General features: G+C 68.2%; 18 protein-coding genes and 2 pseudogenes. 10 read left to right on the forward strand and 10 right to left on the reverse strand.

The genetic code is table 11. The annotated features are described in order from the left end of the window. Positions 1 to 74: 74 nt before the first annotated feature. The 5 genes and pseudogenes from AS97_RS09170 to AS97_RS48500 all read left to right on the forward strand — a co-directional run bounded on the left by AS97_RS09170 (position 75) and on the right by AS97_RS48500 (position 3,836). Positions 75 to 707: an NAD(P)-binding domain-containing protein gene (locus tag AS97_RS09170; RefSeq protein ID WP_059145400.1), complete on the forward strand. Its 633-nt coding sequence runs from the start codon at positions 75 to 77 to the stop codon at positions 705 to 707. Between the two features lie 91 nt (positions 708 to 798). Continuing rightward, positions 799 to 1,734 (forward strand): SDR family oxidoreductase, encoded by a 936-nt coding sequence (locus tag AS97_RS09175; RefSeq protein WP_059145401.1) that lies wholly within the window; start codon positions 799 to 801, stop codon positions 1,732 to 1,734. A gap of 78 nt (positions 1,735 to 1,812) precedes the next feature. Next, the gene (locus AS97_RS09180; RefSeq protein ID WP_086708810.1) at positions 1,813 to 2,472 is read left to right on the forward strand and encodes an NAD(P)-binding domain-containing protein; all 660 of its coding nucleotides are present in this window, start codon (positions 1,813 to 1,815) and stop codon (positions 2,470 to 2,472) included. A 300-nt stretch (positions 2,473 to 2,772) separates the two neighbouring features. Further along, a pseudogene (locus tag AS97_RS09185) lies at positions 2,773 to 3,222 on the forward strand (integrase); the annotation flags it as partial. A gap of 50 nt (positions 3,223 to 3,272) precedes the next feature. Then, positions 3,273 to 3,836 (forward strand): FAD-binding oxidoreductase, encoded by a 564-nt coding sequence (locus AS97_RS48500; protein ID WP_125756492.1) that lies wholly within the window; start codon positions 3,273 to 3,275, stop codon positions 3,834 to 3,836. Here the strand turns inward: AS97_RS48500 and AS97_RS09195 are convergent. The 6 genes from AS97_RS09195 to AS97_RS09220 all read right to left on the reverse strand — a co-directional run bounded on the left by AS97_RS09195 (position 3,813) and on the right by AS97_RS09220 (position 10,454). Beyond that, positions 3,813 to 4,586: a GntR family transcriptional regulator gene (locus tag AS97_RS09195; RefSeq protein WP_059145403.1), complete on the reverse strand. Its 774-nt coding sequence runs from the start codon at positions 4,584 to 4,586 to the stop codon at positions 3,813 to 3,815. The genes AS97_RS48500 and AS97_RS09195 overlap by 24 nt on opposite strands. 119 nt (positions 4,587 to 4,705) lie before the next feature. Beyond that, entirely contained in the window at positions 4,706 to 5,896 is a 1,191-nt protein-coding gene (locus tag AS97_RS09200) for an ABC transporter substrate-binding protein (protein ID WP_059145404.1), read from the reverse strand. A gap of 37 nt (positions 5,897 to 5,933) precedes the next feature. Further along, the gene (locus AS97_RS09205) at positions 5,934 to 6,758 is read right to left on the reverse strand and encodes an inositol monophosphatase family protein (protein ID WP_210564677.1); all 825 of its coding nucleotides are present in this window, start codon (positions 6,756 to 6,758) and stop codon (positions 5,934 to 5,936) included. An 11-nt stretch (positions 6,759 to 6,769) separates the two neighbouring features. Continuing rightward, positions 6,770 to 7,603, reverse strand: a complete 834-nt coding sequence (locus tag AS97_RS09210) for an HAD family hydrolase (protein ID WP_125756490.1) — start codon at positions 7,601 to 7,603, stop codon at positions 6,770 to 6,772. Continuing rightward, positions 7,587 to 8,693 carry an ABC transporter ATP-binding protein gene (locus tag AS97_RS09215; protein ID WP_210564678.1) on the reverse strand — a complete coding sequence of 369 codons (1,107 nt, stop codon included), beginning with the start codon at positions 8,691 to 8,693 and terminating at the stop codon, positions 7,587 to 7,589. Before AS97_RS09215 ends, AS97_RS09210 begins: the two co-directional genes overlap by 17 nt. Before the next feature lie 3 nt (positions 8,694 to 8,696). Continuing rightward, the gene (locus AS97_RS09220; RefSeq protein WP_197049141.1) at positions 8,697 to 10,454 is read right to left on the reverse strand and encodes an iron ABC transporter permease; all 1,758 of its coding nucleotides are present in this window, start codon (positions 10,452 to 10,454) and stop codon (positions 8,697 to 8,699) included. Positions 10,455 to 10,519: 65 nt separating this feature from the next. Here AS97_RS09220 and AS97_RS48505 point away from each other — a divergent pair, with 65 nt between their 5' ends. Further along, complete coding sequence (locus AS97_RS48505) at positions 10,520 to 11,242, forward strand: phytase (protein WP_079059491.1); 723 nt, start codon at positions 10,520 to 10,522, stop codon at positions 11,240 to 11,242. 7 nt (positions 11,243 to 11,249) lie between these two features. Further along, positions 11,250 to 11,557: pseudogene (locus tag AS97_RS47080) on the forward strand (integrase); the annotation flags it as partial. 288 nt (positions 11,558 to 11,845) lie between these two features. Here AS97_RS47080 and AS97_RS09230 read toward each other — a convergent pair. From AS97_RS09230 to AS97_RS09240, 3 genes are all read right to left on the reverse strand, one after another. Next, the gene (locus AS97_RS09230) at positions 11,846 to 12,451 is read right to left on the reverse strand and encodes a TetR/AcrR family transcriptional regulator (protein WP_063804907.1); all 606 of its coding nucleotides are present in this window, start codon (positions 12,449 to 12,451) and stop codon (positions 11,846 to 11,848) included. Next, positions 12,448 to 13,392 (reverse strand): SDR family NAD(P)-dependent oxidoreductase, encoded by a 945-nt coding sequence (locus AS97_RS09235; RefSeq protein ID WP_210564679.1) that lies wholly within the window; start codon positions 13,390 to 13,392, stop codon positions 12,448 to 12,450. The genes AS97_RS09230 and AS97_RS09235 overlap by 4 nt, the downstream gene beginning before the upstream one ends. Positions 13,393 to 13,910: 518 nt before the next feature. Then, positions 13,911 to 15,176, reverse strand: a complete 1,266-nt coding sequence (locus AS97_RS09240; RefSeq protein WP_185929982.1) for an MFS transporter — start codon at positions 15,174 to 15,176, stop codon at positions 13,911 to 13,913. A 157-nt stretch (positions 15,177 to 15,333) separates the two neighbouring features. On the opposite strand from AS97_RS09240, the gene AS97_RS09245 reads away from it, so the two are divergent. After that, on the forward strand, positions 15,334 to 16,293 hold the full coding sequence (locus AS97_RS09245; RefSeq protein ID WP_059145413.1) for a helix-turn-helix domain-containing protein: 960 nt from the start codon (positions 15,334 to 15,336) through the stop codon (positions 16,291 to 16,293). 438 nt (positions 16,294 to 16,731) lie between these two features. Here the strand turns inward: AS97_RS09245 and AS97_RS09250 are convergent, their stop codons facing one another. After that, a complete protein-coding gene (locus tag AS97_RS09250; RefSeq protein WP_125759338.1) occupies positions 16,732 to 17,100 on the reverse strand; it encodes a MauE/DoxX family redox-associated membrane protein in 369 nt (122 codons plus the stop codon). 3 nt (positions 17,101 to 17,103) lie between these two features. Between AS97_RS09250 and AS97_RS09255 the strand changes: the two genes are divergently transcribed. Both AS97_RS09255 and AS97_RS09260 read left to right on the forward strand, forming a co-directional pair. After that, positions 17,104 to 17,856, forward strand: a complete 753-nt coding sequence (locus tag AS97_RS09255) for a helix-turn-helix domain-containing protein (RefSeq protein ID WP_247204291.1) — start codon at positions 17,104 to 17,106, stop codon at positions 17,854 to 17,856. Between the two features lie 621 nt (positions 17,857 to 18,477). Then, entirely contained in the window at positions 18,478 to 18,939 is a 462-nt protein-coding gene (locus AS97_RS09260; protein WP_185929981.1) for a MarR family transcriptional regulator, read from the forward strand. Positions 18,940 to 19,671 lie beyond the last annotated feature (732 nt).

Raw genomic sequence — 19,671 nt, forward strand, 5'->3', positions numbered from 1 at the left:
CGAAGCGAATTCGACCCAAGAATTCGACACTGGAAGTTGACAGCAGGGCCAAAGCCCGGAAAGCAGAAACACCGATGAGCAGCATCAGCATTATCGGACTGGGAAACATGGCCCGTGCTTTGGCCGGCCGGGCGCTCGCCGGCGGTAACGCCGTCGAGATCATCGGCCGCGACCTGGCCAAGGCCAAGGAATTGGCCGCCACGCTCGGCGGCGCCACGGTCGGGACGGCCGGGGCCGCCCCGGCCGGGGACATCGTCATCCTCGCCGCGCCGTACGCCGGCGCGGCGGCGGTGGTGAGGGAGTACGGGGACGCACTGCGCGGCAAGGTCATCGTCGACATCACCAACCCCGTAGCCCCCGACCTGCAGGGCTTCGTCGTCCCCGACGGCAGTACCGGCGCACAGGAGATCGCCAAGGCGGCTCCCGACGACGCGCATGTCGTCAAGGCGTTCAACACTGTGTTCTCCCACGTTCTGGCGGCCGGCCCGGCCGAGGGCCGCCCTCTGGACGTGTTCATCGCCGGCGACGACGCGCAGGCGAAGGCACGCGTGTCGGCGTTCGTCGAGAGCTTGGGGCTGCGCCCCTGGGACACCGGGGAACTCGCCATGGCGCGGGCACTGGAGAACGTCGGCCTGCTGGAGCTGGGCCTCATGAACCACTCCGTCAAGCACACCAATTTCTCCCTCGGCATCACCATTCTCGGCTGAGCGCACCCCTACCACTACCTCTCGTGCCGCATTACGCCAGTTCACTTACGGCACGAAGAGACCCTGCACCTACCCTCATAAGGAAAGTCAGATGCGCGTATTCGTCACTGGGGGGACCGGCCATTCCGGTTCGTACATCATCCCCGAGCTCATCGCCGCCGGGCACGAGGTCACCGGCCTGGCCCGGTCGGACGCTTCCGCGGCGGCCGTGTCCGCGCTCGGCGCGAAGGTGCGTCGCGGCGACCTCCAGGATCTCGACGGGCTCAAGGAGGCAGCCGCGGACTCCGACGGCGTCATCCACGTCGCGCACAGGCAGGATCTACTGCCCTCCGGCGGGCTCGACGCCGTGGCCGCCGCGGAGCTCCCGATCATGCTCGCGTACGGCGAGGCACTCGCGGGAACCGGAAAGCCGCTGGTCACGGCGGGAAGCATCGGCTCGCCCGGGAACCTGGGCCGGCCGGCCACCGAGGAGGACCCGGCCCTCCCCACCGGCGAAGAGCACAAGGGCACCCTGCGGGTCCGCAACATCGTGGAAAGGGCCGTTGTGGACCTCGCCGAGCAGGGGGTGCGGTCTTCGGTCGTGCGGATCGCCAACATCGCGCACAGCACGACCGATCGTGCCGGCTTCCTCCCCACGCTGATCGCGCTCGCGAAGGAAAAGGGGTTCGTCGGCTACCCCGGAGACGGCGCGAACCTGTGGAACGCCGTGCACATCCGCGATGCCGCCACCTTGTTCCGCCTGGCGCTGGAGAAGGGGCCGACCGGCAAATACTGGCACGCGGTCGAGGACGGGGGCATCCCGTTCCGCGACATCGCCGAGGCCATCGCCAGCCGCCTGGGCCTGCCCGCCGTGAGCGTTCCCAACGATGCCCTGATGACGCCGGGGTACTTCGGGTTCCTCACGAATATCGTCACGCAGAGCTACCCGGCGTCCAACCTCATCACCCGCCGGACTCTCGGCTGGGAACCCGCCCGGCCCGGCCTGCTCGCCGATCTGGACAACGGCCATTACTTCCCCGCCGGCTGACGGCGGGAACCCGGATCGTAACGAGCCCGGCAACCGGCAAGTTCGGCTCTTCTGAAGGACGTTGAGATTATGACGACTGTGGGATTCATCGGAAGCGGAAGCATCGGCAGGACCCTCGCGCGACTCGCAGTCGGGGCCGGGCACCAGGTGGTGCTCAGCAACTCGCGCGGTCCCGAAACGCTCGCGGACACGGCCGCGGAACTGGGGCCGCGGGCGTCCGCGGCGACGAGCGAAGAGGCCGCGGCGGCCGGTGACATCATCGTGGTCACGGTGCCTGTCAGCGCCTTCCCCCACGTGCCCGCCGCGCCGCTGGCCGGAAAGACGGTCATCGACACCTGCAACTACGGCCCCGAGCGCGACGGGCACATCCCCGAGCTCGACAGCAAGTCCCTCACCTCGAGCGAGCTGCTTCTGCGGTACGTCCCGGACGCCCTGCTCGTAAAGGCGTTCAACAACATCTTCTTCAAGCACCTGCTGTCACTCGCACGCCCGGCAGGGGCGGCCGACCGCTCCTACCTGCCGATCGCCGGGGACTCCGCACCGGCGAAGGCGGCGGTGACCGAATTCATCGACTCCATCGGCTACAGCGTGGTGGACGCGGGATCGCTGGCCGGCAGCTGGCGGCAGGCGACGGGCACGCCGGTGTGGGGAACACCGTACGGGCCGTACTCGAACGAGCAGGGCCAGCCGGTCGGCGAGGACGCCATCCGCGCGGCTCTGGCCACCGCAACGCGGTAACCGTCAATTACCGCGGACCGTGATGTGGTCCGGCCGTGCCATGCCCCCGCCCGGGGTACCGGACGCTGTTGGTAAATCCGGGGGCGTACGTGACGACGGCCTGTACCACCCCGTTGGGGGTACAGGCCGTCGTCGCGATTTCTGGGGTGGGTTCGTGTCGTTGCGTGGGGTGGAGTTGACGGAGATCCCGGAGGAGACCGCACGGGTGGCGTGTGCCGTGTTCCCGAAGGGCGATGCGGGTGCGGGACGTGCTGGACGCCACCCACGTACTGGCCTCGACGAGGGACCTGAACCGGCTGGATTTCGTGGAGGCGCCACTGGCTCAAGAACTTCCCTGCCACCCCCGGCACCTTGCTTGCCTGGCACCGCAGGTTCATCGCCGCGCAGTGGGACTGCACCGCGCGCCGGGGCACCGGCCGCCCACCCACCCCGGCCGCGATCAAGAAGCTCGTCGTGCGGCCGGCGAGGGAGAATCCGACGTGGGGGCACCGGCGGATCCAAGGAGAGCTGGCCCGACTCGGGTATCGGATCGCCGCCTCGGCGGTGTGGGGGATCCTCAACGCGGCCGGCATCGACCCCGCGCCACGTCGCTCAGGTCTCACCTGGCGCGAGTTCCTGACCACGCAAGCCGAGGGCATCATCGCGGCAGACTTCTTCCACATCGACACCGCCCTCGGCAGACGGCTGTATGCGCTCGTGTTCCTCGAGCACACCACCCGGCGACTGCACATCACCGGGGCCACAACCCACATCGGCAGCATCCGACGCGAAGCCCTCGACCACATCCTCATCATGAACGGATGCGCGGTCAGGTCGTGGGGGGCGAGGCGGTCCTCGCGGACGGCCGGGTACTGAATCGGCTCTCCGGGCTGCCCAAGGACAGCTCCGGCTACGACCTGACGCAGTTGCTGGTGGGCAGCGAGGGAACGCTCGCGGTGATCACCCGGGTGCTGCTACGGCTGATCCCGCTGTTCACCGACCGGGACACCGTCCTGCTCGCCCTTCAAGACACCGCCGCTGCCCTGCGGGTGCTGGCCCTGGTATGCGGCAGCGTGCCCTCACTGGATTCGGCCGAGATCACCTATGCGGACGGCCTGGAGCTGGTCCACAAGCACCTCCGGCTCCCCGCGCCGTTCCGAACCCGGGCTCCATACCCGATCCACCTGCTGCTGGCGTGCGCGGCCCAGCGGGACCCCGCCGACGACCCGATCGAGGGCCCTGGAGCGCAGCCCCGACCTGGACCCCGCCTGAGCCTTGTGTCCGGGTACCCGAGCCACGGTCGGCGGTCACGGCCGCGTGGCGGCGCTCTGCCGCCACGAAGTGCGGAGGGAGCCACTGCGCTACTTGGGTACCTCTGCGAGTAGCACGCCGCGCATGTGGAAGTGGATGGGGTGGTAGTAGTTCTCGGAGAAGTTGATGTAGTTGTCGTCGATGTCGTAGGCCCAGCGGTGTTCACGCAGCAGCGGTGTGCCTTCGGCGATGTCGAGGAGTTCGGCTTGGTGGGGTGTGGCGAGCCAGGCGCTGACTTCGTACTCGATGCGGCGGGTGTGGTGGCCGCGGCCTCGCATGACGGCGTCCAGGCTGGAGTCGCGCAGACGCTCGGCGCCGAAGTCGGCGTAGGCCCGGGGCAGGTGATTGCCGAGGAGCGCGATCGGCGTGTCGCCGGCCAGGCGGAGCCGGTCCAGTGCCACCAGCTCCGTACCGACGGGGAAGCCGGTGCGCTCGGAGAGGGCTCCGTCGGCCGTGGCCGTCTGCCAGGAGATGACGCGGGTGACGGGGTCCCGGTGCGCCGACTTCAGATCGGCGTACAGGCTGGGACTCGTCAGCGAGGAGTAGTCGAGCGTGGGGACCCTGCTGATTCGAGTGCCAACGCCGGGGGCGCGGCTGAGGATGCCCCTGTCGATGAGTTGCCCGGCGGCACGGCGGACGGTGGTGCGGCCGACGCCGAAGGCGCGGCAGAGTTCCGGTTCCGGTGGCAGGAACTGGCCGGGGTGAATGATGTTGCGCCGTAGCGCGTCTTCGATCTGGTGCACGACCTGGGTGTAGAGCGGTATTCCGCTGCTGTGGATGACAGGACGGAAGCACTGGGCGAATTCGATGCGTTCGTCGGCCACGCTGAGTCTCATCCTTCCCCGGGGCGTCACTGGGTGGTACCCGGCTGCCCGGTTGGGGGGTAGCAGGTTATGAGCACCGGGTCGGCGGTGCTCACAGCCTACGGGACGGGTGATGTGTGTCAGTGGTGGGAGGTGCGCCAGAAGTCCTCCCAGTCGGACTTGGTCCGGTAGTCACTGAGCAGGTCGGTGGCGCGCAACGGGGCCATCTGCTTCAGGTAGTTCTTGACGTGCGAGGGGTCGTTGGGCGGTGGGACCTTCGAGCTGGTGGAGGGCTTGCCGTCGGCGAGCTGCAGCGCGAAGCCCTCCTGGGTGAGCATGTAGTGGATGTAGAGCTTGGCGGTGTTGGGGCTCTTGGTCTTGGCTGCGTAGGCGATCGCCGACGGGAATGCCTGGAGGGCGTTGGGCTTCATACCGTCGCAGATGGCCAGGTGGTAGCCCTTCTGCGCGACATTGCGGAACTTCGCCATCGATATCGGGCCGAAGCTCGGGGTCTTCTGGCCCGGCGCGCCGACGGCCTCGGAGACCTCCTCGTCGGTCTGCGTGATCTTTGGTTGGTTCGCCGCGAATCGCTTGAGCCATTCGTGCGCCGCGTCCGGCTGGTCGGTGGACAGGTCTGTGCCGTACTGCTGCTTGTAGGCGGCACGCAGCGCGTCGTCGTCGTTGCGGGCGAGGGAGTTGAACCAGTACGGGTACTTGGGGTTGCTGAGCGGGTCCGCGATGGCGACGCGACCGGCGAAGTCGGGGTCGGTGAGCTGCCAGACGTTGGACACCGGGCAGTGGGAGTAGGTCTTGTTGTTGTAGACCCAGCCCATGGGTCCGTAGTGGACGGTCAGCGGGTACCGGTCCTCGGGTTTGATCGAGTTCTTGAGGTCGCCGGGCACCCAGTTGACGAGCGCGCCGCGCTGGAGCAGTTCCACGGCGTAGGTGGGCAGGTCTTCGTTGATGACGACGTCTCCGATGACGTTGCCGGACTGGTTCTCGCGCAGGACTTTGTCGATGGCCCCGAGTTCGACCTTCACGCCCGTGGCCTTGAGGCCGTACTTCTTGGAGAACGCCTTGGCGGTGTCGACGACCTTGCCCGTCTGGTCGTAGACGGTGATGCCGGGCTCGTTCTTCGCGGCCGCGATCAGCGCGTCGAGGTCGAAGCCCTTGGCGGTCTCGTCGGGCTGGGTGCTCTTCTGCGCCAGGGGTGTGGCGGAGGACTCGGTACCGGTGGCCGGGGGCGGGGCGCAGGCGGCGAGCGCGGTGAACAGCGCCGCGCCGGTCACGGCGGCGGCGAGGCGTCCAACTCTCGATCTGGGCGTGTGCATGGAATCTCCTTGTTCCGGAGTGACCCGGTGGCTGGGCTCAGGCGGAGCGGAGCCGGGACCCTTCGTGCATGGTGCGGGTGATCAGCGGGAAGTCGGCGTCGGCGACGTGACCGAAATAGTCGGGGGCGAGGAAGTCTCCGTGGGCGGGCTGCTCCACTCCGTCGATGTAGGCGTGGTAGCTGCCGCCGGCGAGTTTCAGCAGCAGGCTGCCCGCGGCGACGTCCCAGGCGTTGGTGCCGAAGTTGAAGGTGGCGTCGGCCCAGCCGGCGGCGACATGGGCCAGGCACAGGGCGCCGCTGCTGGTGTTGCGCACAGCGGAGAAACCGCGCACCAGCGCACCGTAGCGGCGCAGACTGAACTCCTCGTCGGCGGCGAGGTCGGCGGGCATCGGATAGTGGGCGAGGACGGTGGCCTGGTCACAGACGCCGAACCCGCGGGCGTGGATGGGTTTCCCACCGAGGCGGGCGCCGGTGTCGTCCGCGGTGAACAGATTATCCTGTACGGGGTCGTAGATCACTCCGGCGATCACCTCGCCGTCGACGGCAGCGGCGATGGACACACACCAGAACGCGATGCCCCGGGCGAAGTTGGAGGTGCCGTCGATCGGGTCGATGTACCAGGTGGGATCGGCGCCGGCCCGTGGCCCGTCTTCCTCGCCGACCACGGCAGAGCCAGGGAAGTCCTCTTCGATGATCTCGCGGATGCGGGCTTCGGCGGCCCGGTCGTACGTGGTCACGACGTCGTGGAAGTCGGCCTTGAGGTCGATGTTCATGTCATTCCGGAACCCGCTGAGCAGCATCGGCGCCACGTCCAGGGCGGCGCGCCGCGCGGTGGCGGAGCAGCGGGCGGACAGCGAAGGCATAAGGGCGATCCTCATCGGGTCGTATGGAGTCCCCCACCACGTGATGTGGTGGGGGTGCGAAGCGCGGCGCGCAACAGGGCGTGCAGACCGGCGGGGTCACCGACCGTGTGATCGGGTTCGGGCCCGCCGTCGGATGCCGACTCGGTGCGACGTGAGCGCATCAGGATGGTGGTCCCGGCACGGGCGCGGCGGCCGCAGACCACGTCGCGCCGGTAGGTGTCCCCGACGTACCAGGTGGTGCCCGGGGTGACGCCGGCGACTCCGATGGCGTCGAGGAGCAACCGTGGGTCGGGCTTGCGGATGCCGACTTCGTCGCTGAACGACAGTGCGCGGAAGTAGCCGGTCAGGCCGGCTTGGTCCAGGACGCTGCGGTAGGCCGGTCCGGAGATGGTGTTGCTGACGACGCCGACGGCGATCCCGGCGCGGGTGCACTCGACAAGCAGCTCGCGGATGCCGTCGCGTACTTCGCGCTCCTCCCATACCAGGCAGAGCTCGGCGGTGAGGTCAGCGCGGTTCCGGATGATGTGGTCGAGCAGTGGTCTTCCCCATGTGGGACGGGACAGCCCGGCCCACAGCTCGCTCCGGCTGAGTTCGGCGCCGCCGACGGTGCTGTCCTTCCAGGAGTCGTGGCGGGCACGGCCGTCGGCGAGGTCGGTGGCGACCTGCTCGATTGTGGGCAGGTCGGTGCCGGGGGGCAGGCAGTGGCGCGCATGGCCGAGCAGGCGGGTGGCGAAGCGCGCCGCCCACCCGGGAGCGGGAAGGGCCTCGACGATCACGCCCCCCATGTCGAGGGCAAGGAGTCGCGGTGGCAGCAGTCGCGGTTGCGGCTCAGGAGAGACCGACACGTTCGCCCTCCGTGTCGAAGACGTGGACCTCGTGCGCGGCCACGCGCAGCCGTACGTCGTCCCCGGGTCGGCAGGTCGGCGGGATGGACGTGGTGGCGAACAGATGCCGACCGTCCGCGACCGCTTCGATGGTCCAGCTACCTCCGGTCGGCAGGATGGCGAAGATGGAGGCGTCGATCGTCAGGGCGTCGGGGGTCGGGGCCTGGGAGGGCGACTCGATCCGGATGGATTCGGGGCGGATGCCGATCGAGCCGGGGACAGCCGTGGTGCCGTGCGGGCGGGATTCCGCGAAGCGGTGGGCCGCGGCGATGTGCGGGGTGGGCTCGTCGTCGGTGAACTCGATGATGTTGATCGGTGGGTTGCCGAGGAAGCCGGCGACGAAACGGTTGCGGGGTCGGTCGTAGATGTCCGTAGGGGTTCCGATCTGCTGGAGCCGACCGTCGGACAGCACCGCGATGCGGGTGGCCAGCGTCATCGCCTCCCACTGGTCGTGGGTGACGAACACGATGGTCGAGCGGAAGTCCTGGTGGATGCGCTTGAGTTCGGTGCGCATCTCCAGGCGCAGCCGCGAGTCGAGGTTCGACAGCGGTTCGTCGAGCAGCATCACACCGGGGTTGACGGCCAGCATGCGGGCCAACGCGACACGCTGCTGCTGGCCGCCGGAGAGTTGGGAGGGGTAGCGGCCGGCGAAACGGCCGATGCCCATCACGTTCATGACCTCATCGGCGCGGCGGCTGCGCTCGGCCCGGCCGATCTTGCGCAGCCGCAGGCCGTACTCGGTGTTCTGCCGGATGGTCATGTGCGGCCACAGCGCGTAGCTCTGGAAAACCAGGCCCATCTCGCGACGTTCGGGCGCGACGAACACACCCTGCTCGACCGAGTCGAGCACGCGGTCGCCGACCGAGATGGAGCCGCCGGTGGGCTGTTCCAGGCCGGCGATCATCCGCAGCGTGGTGGTCTTGCCGCAGCCGGACGGGCCGAGCATGCACATGAAGTCGCCGTCGTTCACGGTGAGATCAAGGCTGTCGACCGCGCTGGCGGTGCTGCCCGAGTAGCGCTTGCTGATGCCATGGAGCTGGATCGTCGGCATCTGTCACCCACCTAGTCCCCGACCGAGGTCGGTCTTCATCGTTTTCTGGATGGCATAGGTGCCGCCGAAGGCGACAGCGGAGACGACGAGGACCACGCCGTTGGCCGCCTGCGTGTAGCCGTACTCGACAAGCCTGATCGCGAAGGTGGTGAGCACGTCCATGCCGGGGACCGCGAGGATCACCACCAGGCTCAGGCTGCGGACACCGGCGATGAACGGCATCAGTACACCGGTCGCCAGAGCGCGTTTTTGGATCGGCAGCACGACATGGGCCATGCGTCGCCACCAGCCGGCGCCCGCGACCTGGGCGGCCTCCTCCGGCTCGGGGCCGAGCTGCATCATCGACGAGATGCCGGCCCGGGTGGCGAACGGCATCTGCTCGACCATGTAGATCAGCACCAGGAGGGTACTGGTGCCGTACAGGGCCGGGATCGGTCCGCGGTCCACTGCGAACAGCGACAGGTACGCCACCGCGAAGGCGATGCCGGGCACGAGGTAGGGCAGGAAGGTCAGTTGCCGCAGTGCGGTACTGAGCAGTCGGCTGGGGGAACGGACGACCACGTAGCCGACGAGCTGGCCGAGCACACCGGCGGCTACCGCGGCGAGCCCGACGATCCAGAAGGTGTTCCAGGCCGCCGACCACACGGCCCCACTGACCAGAACGCCGTCCGTGAAGGCCGGCGTGTCCAGCCCGTGGCCGAGCCAGTAGTCGAGGGTGAAGTTGTCCGCGGAGAAGTCCGCCGGCCGGCGCATGACCGTGGAGAGCGCCAGCACCCCTATGGGCACCACGACACTCAGCACGAACGCCAGGCCGCACAACGCGGTGGCGGGTACCCGCCACCGGCCCAGTGCGCGGGTGCGGTCCATCGCCCCCTTCCCCCCGATGGTGACGAAGCGCCGGGCCTCCTTCAGGAAGTGCACGTCAACCCAGAGCGAGAGCAGCCCGATCAGGATGATCGCACCGGCGATGACGGCGGCGGCGCCGTCCTCCCGGGTGGATATGCTCCGGTACAGCGAGGTCGCCAGAACGTTGAAGTCCGTGGGCAGGCCCAGGATGTAGGTCACGCCGAACTCACCGAGAACCTTGGCCAGGATCAGCGTCGCGGCCGACACGAGGGCTGGGCGCATCAGCGGCACCACCACGGTGCGCACCACCGTGCCGTAACCCGCGCCGAGCATCCGGGCGGAGTCCTCGAGCTGCGGGTCCAGGCGTTTGAGGGCATTGCCCAGCAGCAGGATGACGAACGGTGTGAAGTACAGCGTGAAGATGATCGTGATCGGCACGCCGCCGTATGCGAGCCAGTCCGGCGGGGTGACCCCGATGGACTCCAGCCATCCGGGCTGGCCGCCCGCGGTGCGGTTCTTGAAGATGGTCGTCCAGGCGAGCGCGAACGCCCACGTCGGCAGCATGTAGGGCACGATCAGCGCGGTGCTGAACCAGCGCCTGCCCCACAGGTCGGTGCGCGTGATCAGCCACGCCAACACCCCGCCCACGATCAGCGAGAACACCACCGAGCAGGTGCTCACCACGAGCGTGTGCACCAGCGGACGCCAGAACAGGTCGGCGGCCACCGGCGACAGGAACACCCGCCACAGGTAGTAGGAGGTCGGTGACCCCTCCTGCTGCTGCACGACGACCGTGTCCTTCGGGCTCACGGTGAAGCCCTGCATCAGCATGGTGACGATCGGCACCGCGATCAGATAGCCGAAGAGGATCAGGGCGAGCACCCCGATCGCCGTGGTGGGTCGGCGAAGCCCCACCCGCATTCCGTAGCGCAGAGTGCGTCCGCCACGCCCGGGCGGCGGAAGGGGAGAGACGGCCGGCGATGTCGTCTCTGCCGTGGCGGCGCACGGTGGCGCCTGAGCCTGTCTTTTCACAGCGACGTCCTCGTCTCACTGCACTTGTCAGGACATCTCTTTTTAGAGATGTCCCGTACCGTCGCAGAGGCCCTCGGGCGTGTCAATACCTGCTCGGGCAAAGAGAACGCGCACCCGCGACGGCCCGGCAGGGCGATGGAGATCCGGGTCCGCCCCGACCCGGCGCCCGCCCGGCACAACTGAGGGATCTTGTGGCATTCGTGATCCCTTCAATACGATTCCTGCGAAATCCCCATATCTGCTCGGCGTCCTCATTCCTACTAAGGAGTAATGTGGGCGCCTTGGCTCTCAGCGCCCTGACCGCACTCACCACCGCGTTCACCCTGGCAACCGGGCCCGTGGCACCGGTGACCGTCACGGCCGCCGTGGAGACTCCCGCGGTGTACGACGACGAGGCCGGTGGCAACGCCGACGCCGACGATCCGGCCGTGTGGGTCGACCCCGACACCCCGGGCCGCAGCATCGTCATCGGCACAGTGAAGGAGGCCGGTCTCGACGTCTGCGGACTCGACGGCCGGCGCCTGCAGCGCATAGCGGCGCCCCAGGCACCGGGCGAGAATGCCAAGCCCGGCCGTATCAACAACGTCGTCTGGACGCCTTCTCGCCGTCCCGACAGTGCTTCTGCGGCGGGACACCTCGAAGGAGGCCGAACTCCTCGTCCTGCGCCATGAAAACGCCGTGCTACGACGCCAACTACAAGGACGAGTACGGTACGAACCCGCAGACCGCCTGTGGTTCGCCTCCCTGTCCTCCCTGATCCCCCGCCGCCGCTGGGCCAAGGTCTTCCCCATCACCCCCAGCACGCTGCTGGCCTGGCATCGCAAGTTCGTCGCCCGCCGATGGGACTACTCCCCCGACGCCACGGTCCCCGACGGCCGCCCACGCAGGCTGCCGTCAAGAAGCTCGTGCTGCGCCTCGCCCACGAGAACAGCCGATGGGGCCATCGCCGGATCCAAGGTGAACTGGCCCGGCTCGGACACCCGATCGGTACCGATGAAGAGGATAATTTCGTGGCGGCCGATACCCTCGAGGATGGTGCCGCAGCAGCGGCCGAATCATTCCTCTCAGAACCGCAAGCAGTGGTGAGAACGCCCGCTGAAAACATCAGCACGGTGAGCGTGAGTGCCGAACCACGCGCTGTCGAGCGACGGTGCGTGAGGGCAAGAATTTGTGCTGAAGTATGCATGCTTCCGCTCCACGAGCCCGCTGCGAGGTTCCGTATGTCCCGGCCGAGCGAAGGCCAGTCCGCGTTTATGCGGCGGTGGTGCCCAGGTTTATGCGGCGGTGGTGCCCAGCAGGCGGTCGAAGGCGTCATTCGCCTCCCGGAGCACCGCCGTCGCGTCGTGGCCGCCGAGGCGCCACGCCGCCTGGTAGCAGGCGACGGTCAACTGGGCGGCGAGGACGGCGGTGGCCGGCGGGGTGCCGTGGTCGATCAGGTGTTTCTCGAGGAGGTCGGCGTAGTGCCGGGTCTTGCGGGTGTGGCGGTCTTCGAGCTCGGGGTGCTGCTTGACCAGACGGTGGTAAACCGCGTAGTGGCCGGGGTTGCGGGCGGCCTCGGTGCAGATCGCGAGCAGCAGCCGCCGAGATGTGGCCAGTGCCTGCGCGAGATCCTGGAGCGGCTCGGTGGGCGCATCGCGCATGGCCGCGGTGAGCGCGCGCAGGGAGTCGTCCTCGGTGGAGAAGACGACTTCCTGCTTGTCGCCGAAGTAGCGGAAGAAGGTGGTGCGGCCGATCTCGGCCCGCTGGGCGATCTCGTCCACGGTGACGACATCGAACCCCCGCTCCATGAAGAGCGCGAAGGCCGTCTCGATGATCCGTTCCCGGGTCTGGCGGCGTTTGCGGTCCCGCAATGGCTCCACCGGAAACTTGTTCGCGCTCATTCGGTCAGGATATCCGCCCGTCTCGCCCCGCGGTCAGTGTCGACGAGGCGGGCGGCCTCGCGCCACAGCTCCTCCTCGCGGTCCTCGTCGTGCGACTCCGGCGACGACGGCACGTTGCGGCCGCGATCGAGGTAGGACCCGGTCCGGGCGGTCAGCCCGGTCAGGATCGTCTCAGCGAGCCGCGCGCCCGCCTGCTGCGGCGTCATGCCTCGGCCGAGGAATCGCTGAAGCTGGAAGAATCCGTTGAGCACGCCCCGCACGGGTCCCGGGGCGTGGCGGAAGAAATCGGTGCCCGCGACGAGCGCCGGGTTGTAGGAGTAGACGCCGACGCTCTCGGGCAGGCGGCGGGCCAGCGCGTGGGTCAGGTAGATGACGCCGAGTTTGCTTGTCGCGTACGCCCGCCCGGCCTCCCGCGCGCCACCGGCACGAGGCGTGGCCAGTCGTTCCGGCGTCTCCCAGCGCGGCGGCGGCGTGGCGCCGAACGTATAGCGGAACTGCCCGAAGTGGCAGTCGCTCGAGGTAAGCAAGATCCAGCCCGGACCGGTAAACCGGGGCAGCAGCTCCCTGACGAGCAGATAGTGGGACAGGACATTGACCCCGAAGGTCATCTCGTACCCGTCCGTGGTGCGTTTCTCGGTCGTCGTGAGCGTCAGGCCGGCGTTGCCGAGATAGCCGCCGAGCGGCGGCAGGTACCCGGTATCGAGCCCACGCAGAATCTCCTCCACCGCCCGCCTGATCTCGGCGAGCGAAGCGAGGTCACAGTCCACGCCTGTGACCGCGGAAGCGCCGGTGGCCTGGGCGAGTTCCGCAGCGAGGCGTTCGCCGCCGCGGCGAGCCAGCACGACGTAGTGGTCCTGCGGCCGTTCCCGGATCAGCAACTCGACGGACTCGCGGCCGAAACCGCGGGTCACGCCGGTCAACACGATGGTCCGGCTATCCATGGCAGACTCCTTGGTATCGAGTTCCAAGTGGTACTCAGTACCATAACATGCCATGGCTGACTTCCACGGTGAGCGACGAAACCGCAGCTGCCACGCCGGCCCGCATTCCCAGGCTCGAACGGATCTGCATCCGCGGCGTGTACTTCCCGGCCGCCAGGCGTGTGCGGGACCCCGCGAGCTGGTACCCGAGCTTCAAGGCGGCGATCGACGGGCTGACCCACAAGAAGCGCTGGGCGCTTCCCGACGGACGACCTCGCTGTCGATACCCTCACCCTTTGTCAGGGGCTACTGGTGGAGATCGATTCCTTCGGTCTGTTCGAGTACAGGGCGGCTCGGCGCCCTCGGGAACGCCACTATCAAGAGCACGATCTGGCTGGTCACACGGGTGCCGGACGCACGCCTCGCGCCGATCGGGCCGCGATGCCTCCTCATGGACCACACGGCATCTCTCCGCCGCCGTCAGCCCGACCGAGACCGACGGCAGCCGCAGACCCTCGCAAGATCAATGCGGCGCCGCACTAGGCCGCGCTTGATGTGGACGCTCGCACGTCGTGTGCTCGTGCTTCTTGCGTGCCGCCGGGCAGAGCGTCACTCGGCATCGATCCCGTCCGGGAGAGTGAGACGATCAGTCCAGCGGCTGTTATGACGAGTGTTGCGGCGGCGTAGATGACTGCTGCGGGCACCAAACCGATGGCGTCGCTGAGGAAGCCGGCCACGATGGTAGGGACGCCATACGCGAGATAAGCGACGACGTAGACGGCGGAGAACAGCTTCGCCCGTTCCTGCGCTCGCGTCAGCGGAACAAGGAGCCCGAGCGTACTGGAGAAGACGGCGCCGAAGCCGAGACCGGTGATGATCGCGCCGCAGATGATGAGCGATGCGAGGCCCGCCGCGAACGAGCACGCCTCCAGCGACACACCGGCGAGGACCGCTACATATCCGGCGAGCATGAACCGCCGGGGCGGCATCAGCGGGCCGAGTACGAGCGCGGAGACGGCCGCAGCCAGGGGCTGGGCTGCGACCACCAGGCCGAGGGCGGCTCCATTGGTGATGTGCAGGGCTTGATGGACAATCGACGCCCCGAGGCCGAGGACAAGCCCGGCCGACATCCAGATCCCGATCATCCCTGGGGCAGTGCGAGCGAACGCGGTCCGGGCCGCGGATGGAACGCCGATGCGTAGCACGAGGGCATCGCCGATCCCTTGACGCTCGCCAACCGTCTCAGGCGAGGCCGCTGTGACGACGATGGCCATGACGATAATCGCGAGTGCGGCTCCGAACACGACCGCGGCGGGTGCTGCCGCGAACTGGATGGCGACGCCGGTCAGGACCACACCGATGCCGAGACCGGCGACGGATGCGATGCTCACGACCAATGCTGCGACCTTTTTCTGCGCCGCCGGTGCGACCTCGGCGATGTAGGCGCTGAACGCGCTCGTGGCCGCTCCCGTCGCGAAGCCCTGCAGCGCCCTCGCGGCGATGATGACGCCGATATTCGGCGCGAGCAGGAACACCGCCATCGCGACCGCCTGGAGTGCGAGGGCCGCGATGAGTACCGGACGGCGACCGATTCGATCCGACAGGGAACCGATGACGAGGAGCGCGAGGAGGAGCGCGAGGGCGTAGATCGCGAACGCGATCGTCAGCTCGCTGTCGGGAAAATGCCAGTGCTGCTGGTAGACGACCAGCAGGGCGCTCGGTGCTCCTGCGGCGGCCATCACTGCCATGAACGCGATAGCCGACGAGACGAAGGCAACGACCGGCGGAACCGTTGGACGCGGCATGGAACGAACTTCCCATCCACTCGACATAGTGCCGAACCCGACTGGACGGCCCACTCAGTGTCGAGCGTTCGGACGACACCCTCCAGTGGCATGAATGCCAACATGTGCGAGGATTCTGCCACAGGGGGTTGATCACCGCGAGCTGAGGAGATGGGCAATGATGGGTTCGCACCAGGTGATGGTGCTTGTGCTGGATGGAGCGCTCCCGCTCGACGTCGGCATCCCGACCCAGGTGTTCCATGCGCGTGACGGACTCCCATACGAGCTGACCGTGTGCGGCTTCGCTGCGGGAGCGGTGCCGTCCAGTGGGGGTTTCGGGTACACGGTGCCGCGGGGTCTCGACGCGCTGGCCGAGGCGGACACCATCATCGTCCCCGGTTATGCGCCGGTCGGCCGACCGATCCCGGCCGCAGTGCACGAAGCGCTCCGGAGGGCGCATTCAAGAGGAGCCCGCATCGCATCGATCTGCTACGGCGCGTTCGCCCTGGCCGACGCGGGTCTGCTGGAAGGGCGGCGCGCGACAACGCATTGGGACGCGGCGGAGATGCTGGCGCTGCGCCATCCGGCCATCGTGGTGGAGCCCAATGTTCTGTTCGTCGATGAGGGTTCGGTCCTCACATCAGCCGGGGTCGCGGCGGGCATCGACCTGTGCCTTCACATCGTCCGGCGCGACCTCGGCGTGAGCGTGGCGAACGACATCGCCCGCCGTCTGGTGACGGCGCCCTATCGGAGCGGCGGCCAGGCTCAGTACCTTCCTCGAAGCAGCCCGGCACCGCATGGCGAAACGCTCGCGGCGACCCGGGAATGGGCGCTGACGCGCCTCCACGAACCGCTCGCAGTCACCGATCTCGCGACGCACGCGCGGATGTCGCTGCGCACCTTCATGCGCCGCTTCGCCGAGGAGACCGGCGACACGCCGCTGCAGTGGGTCCTGCGCGCTCGGGTCGACGCTGCCCGAGCGCTCCTGGAAACCACGAAGCTCCCGGTCGACCAGATCGCCGAGCGCGTCGGACTGGGAACCGGATCCAACCTCCGCCTGCATTTCCGGAGGATCCTCGACGTGTCGCCCTCCGAGTATCGGGCCGCGTTCTCCGGCCGGACGATTCTGACCCCTTGAGCGGAAACTGCCGGCGCTCCGCGGCTCCCCAACCCGCCCCCACGGCGGGACCAGCTCACCCCGGAAGCCCACCCTCGGCGATGGGCACCCCGGCTGCCGGTGCTCTTCCCACGCAACGCCTGCCGCGAGTGCAGTGCAGCGGGAACGTCAATGGCAATGGACGCCATATCTTCCTGCTGTCGGCTCCAGCAGGCGATCCAGGCCCGGATCCGGCACGAGCAGAGGACCGACCAGTGGCGACGGCACTACGCGATCAGTGCCGGGCGGATCCGCCAGTGTGGCCAGTCGCTGTGGCAGTCCCGGCAGTGCGCGGTGCTGACGCAAGGGCGACTTGATCAGGCAGACACTGGCAGACTGACGGCACTTCGAAGCTCCGGTTCGGCAGGGCGATTTGAGTGGCTGTTCTGCGAAGGTTCGGCCACGCCTTGGTGGCCGGGCTCAAGCAGTCGTCGCCACAGCGATGGCCCAACCGATGTAGGCAAAGTTGAGAAGCACCTTGACGGTTGCGCTCGCCAATCCGCCAGCACGGCACGGTCGCTCAGCCACTACCCGGGCCAGCCCATCGAGATGCGCGACGACGAAGACCGAGATCATCGCCGCGGCGAGCCACCCGCCCGCCGCTCGGCTCCGCGGCGCGAGGAGGAGAACACTGTCGGTGATCAGCGCAACCCCGCCCGCAGCGACGAGCAGTCGTGCGCGACCCAGCCAGGAAGGGACCAACCGGCGGACGTGGTCCGGGCGCACGAAGTGCGCGACGCCGTTGACAATCAGGAAGGCCGCCAAAGCGACGGCCACAATAGAATTCATGCCATGACAGTGCCGCCGACCCGGGCGTGGACGCTTGAACGAAACGATCGCCGCCTCCACTTCGCCTCCGGCCGGGCGGCGACGATGTTCGCCGAGTCCGGCGCCTTCCGGGTACGCCCTCACCGGCACCCAGCGTGGAAGATCGTGCTCGCGCTCGGCGGCGGTGTCGAGGTCGGCTACGGCGGTAACCGCACCGTCGCTGCGGTCGGCGCGATCGTGCCGCCGCAGCTGGCACACACCTGCGCCGTCTCGTCGGCCTACGTCGCCCTCTTCCTGGACCCGTGGGAGCTGGCGCTCGGCACCGGCCCGGCCCACCTGAACGAGACCGCGACCCACCGCGTACTCGCGGCCCTCGACCATCCCGGCCCCGACGCCGACCTGGACGCGGCCCGTGCCGAGCTCGTGACCCTCGCCGGAGCGGGCGCCCCGCTCGATTCCAGGGTCGCCCACGCGGTGCGGGAGATCACCCGCCCCGGGGCCACCGCCACGATCGGCGCGGTCGCCGCTCAGGTCGGGCTCTCCCAGCCGCGGTTGCGCACCCTCGTCCGCGACTGGGTGGGTATCCCGCTCCCGCGGCTACGCCAGTGGGCCATGCTGCGCACCGCCATGACCGCACTACCGGCCGAGTCCGCGGCCGCCGCGGCTGCTTTCGCGGGCTTCGCCGACCAGGCACACCTCACCCGCACGGCGCGAACCCTCGCCGGCCGCACCCCGTCGGAGATCCTCCGCCCGGGAGCGTGCGGCGCCCCGGCGTAGACCCGTCAACCCTGGCATTCATGGCCCCGGCGGGCCCCTCTCGGAGCCGATCAGCTCCGCTTCCTTCTGCCCGGATCCCATACCTCATCCGGCAGATCGCTCGGGTACGACTCGCGCCCGCCCATGCTTTCCGGCAGACCGTCCCCCGGGCCAACCGTGAAGCCCCGGAACCGGACAACCCGCCCTCAAGCGCGACGACATCTGTCACGCACCCGCACGACGGGCCTGTTCCCGCGGCGCCCAGGTCCCGGCGAGCGGCGTAGTCATGCACACATCCACACATACTGCCCACTGCCCGAGCTCCGCCACGATGGGAACTGCCGGCTGTCGACTCTTCACCCTCCACAGGTAGCGGGATGGATGTGCCATGAGATGAGACCTGTACTCGTGATGGCAAAACCCTGAGCTCAGGTTTGATAGCGCTGCGTGGGCGTGCGCGGTGACCTGGAGAGGAGCCAGGTGGGCGGGACGTTGGTAAAGCGTCCTTCAGGAGACGAGGCCATACGGGTCGACCTGCTTATTCCGATACGGTGGGAGTGCTCCGACATGGCCGAGGGAAGGAAAACGTGGATGCCAGACGCAGGGGACGGCGGCTCGGCACGATACCCACTGGGTCCAACGATGATCATGATCCTCCAGGGGCGTTCTTTGGAACGACGGGTAGAGGACTCACTGAAGGGCATCGGCCTGTCCCTGCGACGCCTGGGCCTCTTGGGGCACCTGCGACGTGATCCAGGCATGTCGTTCAGCGCACTGGCGCGGCGAGCGGGGATCAAAGTGCAGAGCCTGCACCCGATCATCGACGCGCTAATCTCTGACGGATACGTCGCCACCGTCGGGAGTGGGGGGCAGGGCCGCGCAGCGGTGATAGAGCTGACGGACCGTGGCGTGAAGGTGCTCGAGCGGGCAAGCCAGTTGATCGCGGACTACGACCATGAGGTGTTCGCCGAGGACGAGTGGAAGGACCTAGGTACAGCGCTTACTCGTTTGGGGGAGGCGTTGTGGCGCGAGCACATGGCCTCATCCGATGGAGTGACCGCTCCGACGGCGGCCCCCGTGGCCGGGCGTCCTTCCCGAGGCTGACGTCTTCTCTGGGTCCGTGGACCCCTTCCCCTCATCGCTCAGCCGGCCCCGCAACCGCCGGGCCACAGCGGCCAACCGCGAGCACCACGCAATCATCCGCAAGACCGTCACCGGCCTCGCCTCGCCCACCGGCTCCCCGCATCCTCGCCCGAACTGTCCGAGCACCCGGACTACCCGCGCATCCTCGCCGTCTTCAACGAGTCGATCAGACCCCTGCGGGCCAAGGACGTCTGCCAGGCCCTGAGCCACGAACCGTTGCTTAGCGTTCAGGTCGACCGGTCGGATTCCTTGTGCGCCCGCAGTGGGGCTCCCAATGGGATATGTCGACCTACCGCGCTGTCCCGTGTGCTCGATCCCGCACTTTCCCATTTACTCAAGAACATGCGGAATCGCCGTACGACGACGTAGCTTCCACCTGTCATCCATGCGGGTGAAACTGCGTCACCCCATACCGGCCCACCGGTGGAGGCACGGCTAACGGCGATGTTATTGGTGCCGTCGATCTGGCCCATGAGATTGCGGCCATTGCTGCTAGCAGTCGAGGCGGCAGCTCCGCGGAAGCCATTCATCTGCCAGCGGGGCCGCAGAACACGCTTCGCAGCCGCGCGAACGGCACGTACGGCGCCCCCAAGGTATATGGCGTCGTCGGAGCAAAGTTGCACGAAGACAGCGCCATGTGAGGCTGCGACTTCGAGCTCGTCGCCGGGGAACAACGGCAGGTCGACGAGTGCA

The organism is Streptomyces sp. AgN23 (assembly GCF_001598115.1).
Lineage (GTDB): Bacteria > Actinomycetota > Actinomycetes > Streptomycetales > Streptomycetaceae > Streptomyces > Streptomyces antimycoticus.